The organism is Streptomyces sp. NRRL B-24572 (assembly GCF_002156145.1).
GTDB lineage: Bacteria > Actinomycetota > Actinomycetes > Streptomycetales > Streptomycetaceae > Streptomyces > Streptomyces vietnamensis.
Genome location: NZ_MWIG01000296.1, coordinates 1 through 11340, shown reverse-complemented (window position 1 = coordinate 11340; position 11340 = coordinate 1). Strand labels below are relative to the sequence as shown.

The following is an 11340-nucleotide window of genomic DNA, read 5'->3' as shown; positions in this document are numbered from 1 at the left end:
GCCGCCGTCGACCTCGGCTCGGACTCCCTGCCGACCCGCCGGCGCCGGGTGGCCGTGCGCGGCACCCGTGGCATCGGCCCCGCCGACCTGCGGTTCAACTCCCGCGTCGGACAGGTAAACGTCGACCCGCGCAGCGGACTCGTGACCCTCGACGGCGATCCGATGCGCTCCGAGCCGGCGCAGCAGGTCTCGTTGAGCCGGCTTTACTTCCTCTGACCTCGATCGACCGGCCGAACCTCCAAAACCATGCCCCTTCTCTTGACTGAATTTTCAGTCGAGTGAAGGATGCTGTTCACACCGCGTACCCGTCCCGCGTCTCCGCCAGGCTGAGCCGGCCACCGCCGACGGGTACTTCTGGCGAAACGAAGAGAGACCCGTGATGACTGCATTCCGTATGCCTGCCGAGTGGTCCGCGCACGAGGGATGTCTGATGGCCTGGCCCGTCCGGCAGGACCTGTGGGGCAGCGTCCTCGACGACGTCAAGGAGGAGTACGCGAACGTCGCCCGGGCCATCGCCGCCTTCGAGCCCGTGACCATGGTCGCGCCGCCCGGCCACGGCGAGGAGGCCCGGACGAGGTGCGGTGACGGGATCACCGTGATGGAGCTGGCGCAGGACGACTCCTGGTTCCGGGACTCCGCCCCGCTCTTCGTGCTCGACAGCGCCGGCAACCGCGCCGGAGTGGACTTCCGCTTCAACGCCTGGGGCCGCAAGCACAGCCCGTACGACTCCGACGACCGGATCAGCGCCCTCCTGTTGAAGCACCTCGGCGTCGAGCGCATCGCCTCGGACATGATCCTGGAGGGCGGGGCGATCACCGTCGACGGCGAAGGCACCCTGATCACGACCGAGCAGTGCCTGCTCCACCCCAACAGGAACCCCGGGATGAACCGGGACGAGATCGAGACGGAACTGAAAACCCAGCTCGGCGTCGACAAGGTCGTCTGGCTTCCGTACGGCGGTCTACTGGACACGGAGACCGACGGGCACGTCGACGGCGTCTGCGCCTTCGCCGCTCCCGGCAAGGTCGTCGTCTCCCTGCCCGACGACCCCGCGCACCCCGACCACGCCCGGATGCGGGCCAACCGCGCGGTGCTGGAGGCCACGACCGACGCCCAGGGCCGGCCGTTCGAGATCGTCGAGGTCCCGCAGACCGCGTTCGTCGACATGGCCGGCGGCGAGGTCGAGGTCTCCTACCTGAACTACTACGTGGCCAACGGCGGCGTCGTCGTCCCGGTGGCCGGCGTGCCACAGGACGACGAAGCGCTCGCGGTCATCGCCGCCGCGTACCCGGGCCGCGAGGTCGTCGGGGTGCGGGCGCCCGCGATCGCGTACGGCGGCGGAGGGGTCCACTGCATCACGCAGCAGATCCCCGCCGTGACCGCCGGCGCCTGAACCGGGAACGGACCCCTGCCGGAGGGCCGCTCCAGCGGCCCTCCGGCCCCCGCCCCCCACGGAAACCACGGACATCACGGAAAGCGAGCGCGACGATGACCACACCCCTGCCTCCCGGCAGCAGACGCCCCCGCGGCAGGCGCGGACGGATCGCCGTGACGACGGCCGCCCTGACCTCCCTCGCGGTCCTCGCGGCCTGCTCCGGTCCACCGAAGGACGGCGGCGTCGGCGGCTCCGCGGCCAAGCTCTCCGCCTCCACCCCTCCGGCCCGCGGTGAGATCGACTCCTTCACCTGGGCCGTCTACGCCGAGCCGCCCACCCTCGACTACACGGTCGCCTTCGACTATCCGCAGAACACGATCCTGTCCAACGTGTGCGAGAGCCTGATGCGCTGGACGCCCGGGCTCACCCTCCAGCCGGGCCTCGCGCGGAAGGCCTCGAACCCGGACCCCACCACCTGGGTCTACGACCTGCGCGCAGGCGTGCGCTTCCACGACGGCAAGGTGATGACCGCCGACGACGTGGTCTACAGCCTCGGCCGGCAGCGGGACCCGAACAACGCCGCCGCCTGGGCGCAGACCTTCCAGAACGTCGCCTCGATACGGAAGACCGGCCCGCTCCAGGTCACCGTCAGGCTCAGGAAGTCGGACTCCCAGTTCCCCCAGTACATGGCGACCGCCGCGGGCGTCGTCGCCTCCAGGGCCGGCGTCGAGGCGGCGGGCAAGGACTACGGCACCACCGGCGACCTCGCCTGCACCGGCCCGTTCAAGCTGGGGAAGTGGAGCAAGGGCCAGTCGATCGAGCTGGAACGCTTCGACGGCTACTGGGGTACGAAGGCCAAGGCGAAGAAGGCCGTCTTCCGGATCCTGACCGACCCCTCGGCCCGCACCAACGCCATGCTCAGCGGCGAGATCGACGGTGGCTACCTGATCCCCACCGAGAGTTACGACCGCCTCGAGAACAGCGGCGTCGGCAAGCTCTACTTCGGCGAGGGCCTCAGCACGGTCAACATCGACATCACCAACATGCACGGTCCGCTCGGCGACCTCCGGGTACGCAAGGCGCTCTCCCTGGCCCTCGACCGCTCCGGTTTCGTCAGGGCCGGACTCGGCGGCGCCGGCACCGTCACCACCTCGCTCACCACCCGTGCCGCCTGGGCCGGGGCATCGGAGCAGACCCGGCAGGCCGCCTTCGGCGCGCTGCCGCCCGCCGCCCAGGACATCGAGAAGGCGAAGGCGCTGATCAAGGAGGCCGGCGCCACGGGCAAGGCCCTGACCGTCGCCACCAGCTCCATCGGCCAGGACGTCTCCCTCCTCGCCACCGCGATCCAGGCCGCCGGGACCCGGATCGGGCTGAAGATCAACCTCAGGACGATCGCCCCCAACGCCTTCACGGCGCTGTTCACCGACCCGAAGGCGCGCGAGGGCATCGACATGTTCCCGCTCACCTACTACCAGTCGATCACCGACCCGCTGGACCTGCTGCAGAACTTCAAGACCGGCGCCTACATGAACTTCGCCGACTACAGCGACAAGGGGTACGACGCCCTCGTCGACCAGGCCACCGCCGTCTACGAGCCGGACCAGCGGGCGAAGATGGAGGCCGAGCTCCAGCAGCGGGCCGCCGAGCAGCTGCCGTGGATCCCGGTCGCCGAGTGGCCCACCGCGGTCTTCCTCAACAAGAGGATCACCGGCGCCCCCACCACCATCGCGTACATGTACTACCCGTGGGCCGCGGACGTCGGTGCCGCCGACGCCGGCGCGGCGAACGCGGGGGCCACGCCGTGAACTTCGTGAGATTCGCCGTACGGCGCCTTGCGGAGATGGCCGCCACCCTGCTCGGTGCGTCGTTCGTGGTCTTCGGCGCCCTGTACCTGGCGCCGGGCAACCCGGCCGGCTTCCTGCTCTCCGGACGCTCGGCCTCGCCGGAGGCCCTCGCCGCGATCAACGCCCAATACCACCTGGACGACCCCTTCTTCGCCCGCTACCTCCGCTGGCTCGGCGACATCGTCCAAGGGGACTTCGGCCGGTCCATCACCTACCGCACCGACGTCTCCCGGCTCCTGGCCGACCGCCTCCCCACCACGCTGCTGCTCGTCGTGATGGCGCTGGCCGTGGTCGTCGTGACCGGTCTGGTACTGGGATGGGTCGCCGCCGTACGCGGCGGCGGCACCGACTCGGCCGTCCTCGTCGGGACCACGCTCGCCGTCGGCACCCCCTCCTTCGTCGCGGCCGTCCTGCTCCAGGGCCTCTTCGCCGTCGACCTCGGCTGGTTCCCCAGCAGCGGTTCCGGCGAGGGCTTCCTCGACCAGATCCGGCACCTCACCCTGCCGGCGATCGCCCTCGCGCTCTATCTGATCGGCATGCTCGCCCGGGTCACCCGCTCCGCCATGGCCGAGGCGCTCGACAGCGAGCACGTCACGGTCGCCCGCAGCCGCGGCGTCCCCGAGGGCCGGGTCATCCGCCGCCATGTGTTCCGCAACTCGCTCGGCACCGTCCTCACCACGGGCGGACTGGTCGTCTCCACGCTCCTGGTCTGCACGATCCTCGTGGAGACCGCCTTCAGCATCGGCGGGATCGGCCAGCTCCTGGAACTGTCCACCACGACCAAGGACTTCCCGACCGTCCAGGCCATCTCCTTGATCATCGTCGCCCTCTTCATGACCGTGAACCTGATCGTCGACCTGCTGCTGCCGCTGGTCGACCCGCGGATCACCCTCGGATCGAGGAGCTCCTCCGTATGACCGCCGTCCTGACCCGCCGGCCCGGCCTCGCGAAGATCCGCACCGCCCGGTCCCCGCTCCACCTGGTCTGCCTCGCCCTCGTCGCCCTCGTCACCGCCGCCGCGCTCCTCGCACCGTGGCTCGTGCCGTACGACCCCAACGCCGTCGACCTCGGCAACGCACTGGCCGGACCGTCCCCCGAGCACCTGCTCGGCGTCGACGCCGCCGGACGCGACACCTTCTCCCGGCTGCTCCTCGGCGCCCGCACCTCGCTCCTCGGCCCCCTCGGCGTCGTGGTCTTCTCCACCCTCGCCGGAATCGCGGTCGGCATGGCCGCGGGCTGGCGGGGCGGCCGGCTCGACTCCGTCCTGTCGCGCAGCACCGAACTGGTCTTCGCGTTCCCCGGCATGCTCCTCGCCATCCTGATCGTCTCGATCTACGGCGAAGGGCTGCTCGCCCCCGTCATCGCCCTCTCCGTCGCCTACCTGCCTTACGTCAGCAGGCTCACCCGCTCCCTCGTCCTGGCCGAACGCAGACGCCCCTACGTCAGCGCCTACCAGGTCCAGGGGCACACGGCCCTCCAGATCTGCCTGCGCCACGTCCTGCCCAACATCGCCCCCGTCGTCCTCGCCCAGTCCACCATCAACTTCGGCTACGCGCTGATGGACCTCGCCGGCCTGTCCTTCCTCGGCCTCGGCGTCCCCGCGCTCACCCCCGACTGGGGCCGCATGGTCTTCGACGGCCAGACCGCCATCCAGCGCGGCTACCCGCTGTCCGCGATCCTGCCCTGCGTCTTCATCGTGCTCACCGTCGTCGCGTTCAACGTGGTCGGAGAGCGCTGGGCCGACCGCGTCGCCAGGAGAGACCGATGACCGATACGCACACGCTCGACGTCCAAGGGCTGCGCATCACCCTGCCCGGCACGGCACGCCCCGTCCTCGACGGCGTCGACCTCCACGTCGGCCCCGGCGAGACCGTCGCCCTCGTCGGCGAGTCCGGCTCCGGCAAGACCCTCACCTCGCGCAGCGCCCTGAACCTGCTGCCGCCCGGTGCCGTCGTCGAAGGCGCCGTCCGGGTGCGCGGCGAGGACGTCCTCACCATGGACGCCGACCGGCTGCGCGCCCTGCGCAGCGGCACGGTGTCCATGATCTTCCAGGACCCGCGTGCCGCCCTCAACCCCCTGCGCCGCATCGGCGACTTCCTCGTCGAGAGCGTGACCCTGACCGGGAGCACGAGCCGAGCGGACGCCACCGCCCGCGCCGGCGAACTCCTCGGGGCGGTCGGCCTCGACGACTCCGCCCTGCGCAAGTATCCCGGCCAGGTCTCCGGCGGCATGCTGCAACGCGTCATGATCGCGGCCGCCCTGATGGGCGACCCCGCCCTCCTGCTCGCCGACGAACCCACCACCGCACTCGACGTCACCACCCAGGCCGAGGTCATCGCCCTCCTGGCCCGACTCCGCGCACGCTTCGGCACCGGGCTGCTCTTCGTCACCCACGACCTCGACCTCGCCGCCGCCATCAGCGACCGCGTGTACGTCATGTACGCCGGCCGGATCGCCGAGAGCGGCCCCGCCGAAGCCCTCTTCGCGCGGCCCCGGCACCCGTACACCTCGGCACTGCTCGCCTCCACGCCCCGCCCGGAAGCCCCGCGGGGGCGGCTCGCCGCCATCGACGGCCAGCCCCCGGACCTCCGGCAGGAGCTGCACGGCTGCCCGTTCGCCGCCCGCTGCCACCTGGCCACCGAGGTCTGCGACCAGCGGGCCCCCGAGCCGCGGCCCGCACCCGGCCGACCGCACCACCGGGCCGCCTGTCACCACAGCGACCGTCTCGAAGGGAGCCCCGTCGATGCCTGAGAACGTCCTGGAGGCCGTCGGCCTCCACCGCACCTTCGGGAGCGTCCGCGCCGTCGACGACGTGTCCTTCGCCCTCCCCGAGGGCGGGTCCCTGGGCATCGTCGGCGAGTCCGGCTCCGGCAAGACCACCACCGCCCGGATCGTCGTCGGTCTGGAACAGGCCGACGCCGGGGACGTGCTCGTACGGGGAAAGGCCCGCGGCGCACGACACCGCGGCCGGGCCCGCCGCCTGGCCCGCGCGCGCGAGGTCCAGATGGTCTTCCAGGACCCGTACCTCTCCCTCGACCCGCGCACCAGCGTCGACCAGGTCCTGCGCGAGGCCCTGCGCCTGCACTTCCCCGGCACCGACCACGACCGGCGCGTCCGGGAGCTCCTCGACCAGGTCGGCCTGGGCACCCGCGCCGCCGACGCGCTGCCCCGGCAGCTCTCCGGCGGCCAGCGGCAGCGCGTCGCCATCGCCCGCGCCCTCGCCGTGGAACCGGCCGTCCTCGTCCTGGACGAGGCGGTCGCCGCCCTCGACGTCTCCGTCCAGGCGCAGATCCTCAACCTGCTCGCCGACATCCGCGAGGAGACCCGGATCGGCTACCTGTTCATCACCCACGACCTCGGCGTGGTCCGGTGCGTCACCGACGACGTCATCGTCATGCGCCGGGGCCGTGTCGTCGAGGCGGGCCCCACGGCCGAGGTGCTCGCCGAACCTCAACATCCCTATACACGGCTCCTGTTGGAATCCGTACCCCGCCCCGGCTGGGACCCGGAGGCGATCTCCGCGGCCCGTCGCGCGGGAGCGCGTGACTGAAATTTTCGTCAGAGAGCATGTCCCGGCCATTGACTGAAATTTGAGTCAGTCCCTAGGGTGAGCGCACCGTACGGCGCCGACGGGTCGCGTGGCGCCGTACGGATTCATGGACACACCCCTGAACAGGAGCCCACATGGGGCCAGTTGACTCGCCCGCGCATGATTCCGCAGCGCAAGCGGGCCGTGATTCCGCATCGCACGCGGGCATCGAACAGCACTCGATCGACTGGGTGCCCCTGTCCGAACGGCACGGCAAACCGTCGAACGTCGGGGCCATCTGGTTCGTCGGCAGCCTCAACCTCACCGGCCTGGCGACCGGCGTCGTGACGCTGTCCATGGGGGCCTCCCTCGTGTGGACGGTGGTCGCCACCGTGCTCGGCTCGCTCTTCGGCACGTTCTTCATGGCGTTCCACTCGGCCCAGGGGCCCCAGCTGGGGCTTCCCCAACTCGTGCAGTCCCGGCCGCAGTTCGGCTATCTGGGGGCCGCGCTCACCGTGTGGGTGTTCGCCCTGGTCAACTACGTGGCCTTCAACACGTCCGACGCCCTGCTGTCCGGCCAGGCCATGAACCTGCTCACCGGAATGCCCAACACCCTCGGCTATCTCCTCGCCGCCGCGGTGGCGACCGTGATCGCCCTCTTCGGGTACGAGTGGATCCACAAGCTCAACAAGTGGCTCACCTGGCCCTTCGTCGTGATCACCGCCGCCGTCACCGCCTCCGCCCTGTTCGGCGGAGGGCTGCCGGACGGCGCCTGGAACGCGGGGCCGTTCGAGCTCGCGCCGTTCATGCTCGTGTTCGTCTTCGTCGCCGGCTTCCAGCTGGGCTGGGCACCGTACGTCTCGGACTACTCGCGCTACCTCAGACCCGACGTCCCCGTGCGCAGCACCTTCTGGTGGACCTACCTGCCCAGCGCGGTCTCCGGGATCTGGGTCTTCGTCCTCGGCGCCGTGGTCTCGGCCGCCGCGCCCGAGGGAACGGACCCGGTCACGGCACTGAAGCTGTCGGCGGACCGGCTGTTCGGCGGGTTCGGCACGGTCGCGGTCGTCGTCCTGCTGGTCGGGCTGCTCTCCATCATGGCGATCAACCAGTACGGCGGCAGCCTCACGATGATCTCCATCGTCGACTCGTTCCGGCCGGTCAAGCCGACCCGGACCATCCGGATCGCCACCATCGGGATCATGCTGGCCGCCGTCGGGACGGTCTCCACCCTCGTCGGCATCGACCAGTTCAACTGGTTCTTCGCCAACGTGGTGGTGGTCCTGACGTACCTGTTCATCCCGTGGACGGCCATCAACCTCGTCGACTTCTTCTTCGTCAGGCGCGGCCAGTACGTCGTCAAGGAGATCTTCAACCCGCGCGGGATCTACGGCCGATGGGGCTGGCGCGGAAACCTCGCCTATGCGATCGGACTGGCCTGCATGACCCCGTTCATGGTCATCACCGGCCTCTTCGTCGGGCCCGTCGCGGAGCTCCTCGGCGGCGTCGACTGCTCGGTCCTCGTCGGCCTGCCGGTGTCCGGAGGCCTCTACTGGGCCTTCGCCCGAAGCCTCGACCTGGCCACCGAACGCCGGATGGTCCGGGAGGAGGGGCTGCTGGACCCGCTCCACTGAGAAACCCACCGGGAAACCCGCTGATCAACCCGCGCCTGCACGTACAGAACCTTTGAGAGAAGGAGCACCACGTGAAGACAGAGCACGACGCCGAACGCCCCGGCATCAGCCGCAGAAGCCTCCTCGCCCGCACCGGAGCGGCCGCGGCCGCCCTGGCGGTCGGACCCGTCCTCGGCGGCGTCCAGTCCGCGATGGCCGCGTCCTGGCGCGTCCCCGGTGAGGACGAGTCGCACAGGCGGACCTGGATGGCCTGGCCGTCCAGCTACACGATCTGGGGCAACCTGCTGTCCAAGATCCAGGCGGACATCGCCAAGCTCGCCAAGGAGATCGCGAAGTACGAGCCGGTCATCATGTGCGCCGACGGCTCCTCGGCCGCCTCGCAGGCCAGGACCGCGTGCGGATCCACCGTCACGGTCATCAGCTCCATCCCCGTCTCGGACTGCTGGATGCGGGACACCGGCCCGCTGTTCCGCATCGACGACGCCGGCGGCCTCGACGCCTTCGGCCTGAACTTCAACGCCTGGGGCGAGAACGCCACGACCTTCTACGGTCTGCCCGCCTCCGCCTACGACAAGGACCGCACGGTCGCGCCGAAGGTCGCCGCCTACAGCGGAGCCCCGTTCGCGAAGGCGTCCGTGGTCGGCGAGGGCGGCGGCATCGAGTACGACGGCGACGGCACCGTGATGGCCACCGAGAGCTGCTGGCTGAACGGCAACCGCAACCCCGGCAAGTCGCGCAGCCAGATCGAGGCGGAGCTGTTGTCCCGCTTCGGCGCGTCCAAGATGATCTGGCTGCCCGGCGTCACCGGACAGGACGTCACCGACGGCCACATCGACGGAACCGCCCGCTACATCCGGCCCGGCGTGGTCATGGTGCAGCTGGCCGGGGCCGTACGCCCCGACGTCTGGACCGCCAACGCCCAGGCCATCCGCGACACCCTGGCCGCCGCGACCGACGCCAGGGGCCGCCGGCTCCAGGTCCTCACCATCGAAGGGCCCGACACCCTGCCCCGTATCCAGGTGGGCAAGCAGGCCGAGTTCCTCAGCTCCTACATGAACTGGACGGTGACCAACCAGGCGATCATCACCACCCAGTTCGGCGACACCGCCAAGGACGCGGCGGCCAAGTCGGCCATCGCCGCCGCCTACGGCCGTCCCGTCGTCCAGCTGAACCTCGACAACCTCTACGGCAACGGCGGCGGTGGCGCCCACTGCGTCACGATGCAGGAGCCCAACCGCTGAGCCGTCGGCCCGGGTCCCGTCCACGGGACCCGGGCCGGAGCGCGCACGGAGACCAGATGAATCCAGGTGCGACAGATATTGCTGTCGCACTCGCCTCTCGACAGCTATGTTTGTCGCATGAGTGATGTGGCGGGGATCCCGACTCCCGACAAGAGCGACGACGACTTCTGGAACGCCCTCTCGAACCTGGTGGAGCCCCCCTGGAACGAGCCCACCCCGGACGACGCGGGCACCATGGACGAGCGGGTCCTCGACGCGGTCCGTGCCCTGGCCGAACGCATCTCGACCCGTGTGCTGGCCTACAACGCCGCCGGCAAGCCCTTCGACCCCGTGCTCATGGCGGCGCCCGACGTGCAGCTGGCACTGCTGCGGGCCCTGTACGAGGCCAAGCTCTCCGTCGACCGGCTGGCGGAGAGCGCCGCCACCGTCGCCGGCCGCAGCGGAGCGAACTACGCCCAGCTCGGTGCCGCCTGGGGCGGCATCAAGCGCCAGTCCGCCCGCCTCAAGTGGCCCCACGCCGTGGTGCGGAAGTCCGCCCGGGAGTCCATCCCGCTCCAGTACGCGGGTGGCACCGCCGTCGTGCACCACGATGCCGACGCCGATGCCTGGTGGTTCACCGCCACCGCCGCGGACCGGCGGGAAAAGGAGTCCGAGCCCGTCCACGGCACCTACGCCGAGGCCATCGCGGGAGCCACCGAATTCCTCCTCGCGCACGCCCTCCCCGAAGGGCAGCCGCCCGTGTGACCCGCCGGCCCGCCCCGACACCGGGCGGGCCCCGTCCGCCGGCGGCGCGAGGACCGCCGATCGGCCCCGCGCCCCGGCGACAGGGCGCCGGACGTGGCAGAGTTGAGCCATGTGCGGCCGTTACACCTCGACTCGCAGTCCTGAGGACCTCACCCAGCTCTTCCAGGTCACCGACTGGCGCCCCGAAGAGACCCTGGCGCCCAGCTGGAACGTCGCGCCGACCAACGAGGTCTACGCGGTCCTCGAACGCGCCGGGCGGGACGACGGCGACGAGGTGCGCCGTGAGCTGCGGACCCTGCGGTGGGGCCTGGTGCCGTCCTGGGCGAAGGACCCGAAGATCGGCTCCCGGATGATCAACGCCCGGGTCGAGACCGTGCACGAGAAGCCCGCCTACCGACGCGCCTTCGCCAAGCGCCGCTGCCTGCTGCCGGCCGACGGCTTCTACGAATGGGACCCGGTGAAGGACGAGGCGACGGGCAGGACCCGCAAACAGCCGTACTTCATCCACCCCGCCGACGGCCAGGTGATGGCCATGGCGGGGCTGTACGAGTACTGGCGCAACCCCGACGTCACGAGCGACGACGACCCCGACGCCTGGCTGACGACCTGCACGATCATCACCACCGAGGCCACCGACGCGGCCGGCCGCGTCCACCCCCGCATGCCCCTCGCCCTCGCCCCGGACCACTACGACGCCTGGCTCGACCCCCACCACGAGGACGTCGAGGACCTCCGCGCCCTGCTCACCCGCCCCGCCGACGGCCGACTCGACGCCCGCCCCGTCTCCACGGCCGTCAACAACGTCCGCAACAACGGAGCCCACCTCGTCGACGCGGCCCCCTGACCGGACCGCCGTACCCCGTCACGCCGGCTCCGCTTCCACTGCTGACCCGCCGAAGGGGCGGCGCACGCCGACGGGGTGTCGGAGTACGCCGCCCAGGGGTGCGACGAACCGCGGTCACTTGGGGTCTCGGTT

The 11340-nt window shown here is 70.9% G+C and carries 10 protein-coding genes and 1 pseudogene; all 11 read left to right on the top strand.

The features are described 5' to 3' along the window. Positions 1-216 (top strand): annotated as a pseudogene (locus CCN56_RS18785) (urease subunit alpha); the annotation flags it as partial. A gap of 163 nt (positions 217-379) precedes the next feature. Further along, positions 380-1393 carry an agmatine/peptidylarginine deiminase gene (locus CCN56_RS18780; RefSeq protein WP_086828308.1) on the top strand — a complete coding sequence of 338 codons (1014 nt, stop codon included), beginning with the start codon at positions 380-382 and terminating at the stop codon, positions 1391-1393. A 95-nt stretch (positions 1394-1488) separates the two neighbouring features. Beyond that, positions 1489-3180: an ABC transporter substrate-binding protein gene (locus CCN56_RS18775; RefSeq protein WP_086828306.1), complete on the top strand. Its 1692-nt coding sequence runs from the start codon at positions 1489-1491 to the stop codon at positions 3178-3180. Beyond that, positions 3177-4136, top strand: coding sequence for an ABC transporter permease (locus CCN56_RS18770; protein WP_086828309.1), 960 nt, complete (start codon positions 3177-3179; stop codon positions 4134-4136). The genes CCN56_RS18775 and CCN56_RS18770 overlap by 4 nt, the downstream gene beginning before the upstream one ends. Further along, positions 4133-4987, top strand: a complete 855-nt coding sequence (locus tag CCN56_RS18765; RefSeq protein WP_086828305.1) for an ABC transporter permease — start codon at positions 4133-4135, stop codon at positions 4985-4987. Before CCN56_RS18770 ends, CCN56_RS18765 begins: the two co-directional genes overlap by 4 nt. Then, a complete protein-coding gene (locus CCN56_RS18760) occupies positions 4984-5970 on the top strand; it encodes an ABC transporter ATP-binding protein (RefSeq protein ID WP_086828303.1) in 987 nt (328 codons plus the stop codon). The genes CCN56_RS18765 and CCN56_RS18760 overlap by 4 nt, the downstream gene beginning before the upstream one ends. Continuing rightward, entirely contained in the window at positions 5963-6769 is an 807-nt protein-coding gene (locus CCN56_RS18755; RefSeq protein ID WP_086828301.1) for an ABC transporter ATP-binding protein, read from the top strand. Before CCN56_RS18760 ends, CCN56_RS18755 begins: the two co-directional genes overlap by 8 nt. A gap of 230 nt (positions 6770-6999) precedes the next feature. Continuing rightward, positions 7000-8379: a cytosine permease gene (locus CCN56_RS18750; protein WP_256962035.1), complete on the top strand. Its 1380-nt coding sequence runs from the start codon at positions 7000-7002 to the stop codon at positions 8377-8379. 71 nt (positions 8380-8450) lie between these two features. Then, positions 8451-9620: an agmatine/peptidylarginine deiminase gene (locus CCN56_RS18745; RefSeq protein ID WP_086828297.1), complete on the top strand. Its 1170-nt coding sequence runs from the start codon at positions 8451-8453 to the stop codon at positions 9618-9620. 117 nt (positions 9621-9737) lie between these two features. Next, a complete protein-coding gene (locus CCN56_RS18740; protein WP_086828296.1) occupies positions 9738-10364 on the top strand; it encodes a hypothetical protein in 627 nt (208 codons plus the stop codon). Positions 10365-10473: 109 nt separating this feature from the next. Continuing rightward, the gene (locus CCN56_RS18735; protein WP_086828294.1) at positions 10474-11208 is read left to right on the top strand and encodes an SOS response-associated peptidase; all 735 of its coding nucleotides are present in this window, start codon (positions 10474-10476) and stop codon (positions 11206-11208) included. The last annotated feature ends 132 nt before the right edge of the window (positions 11209-11340 follow it).

Coding starts and splice junctions, on each gene's coding strand:
- CCN56_RS18780 (WP_086828308.1), top strand. CDS start 380: ATGACTGCATTCCGTATGCCTGCCGAGTGGTCCGCGCACGAGGGATGT.
- CCN56_RS18775 (WP_086828306.1), top strand. CDS start 1,489: ATGACCACACCCCTGCCTCCCGGCAGCAGACGCCCCCGCGGCAGGCGC.
- CCN56_RS18765 (WP_086828305.1), top strand. CDS start 4,133: ATGACCGCCGTCCTGACCCGCCGGCCCGGCCTCGCGAAGATCCGCACC.
- CCN56_RS18760 (WP_086828303.1), top strand. CDS start 4,984: ATGACCGATACGCACACGCTCGACGTCCAAGGGCTGCGCATCACCCTG.
- CCN56_RS18755 (WP_086828301.1), top strand. CDS start 5,963: ATGCCTGAGAACGTCCTGGAGGCCGTCGGCCTCCACCGCACCTTCGGG.
- CCN56_RS18740 (WP_086828296.1), top strand. CDS start 9,738: ATGAGTGATGTGGCGGGGATCCCGACTCCCGACAAGAGCGACGACGAC.
- CCN56_RS18735 (WP_086828294.1), top strand. CDS start 10,474: ATGTGCGGCCGTTACACCTCGACTCGCAGTCCTGAGGACCTCACCCAG.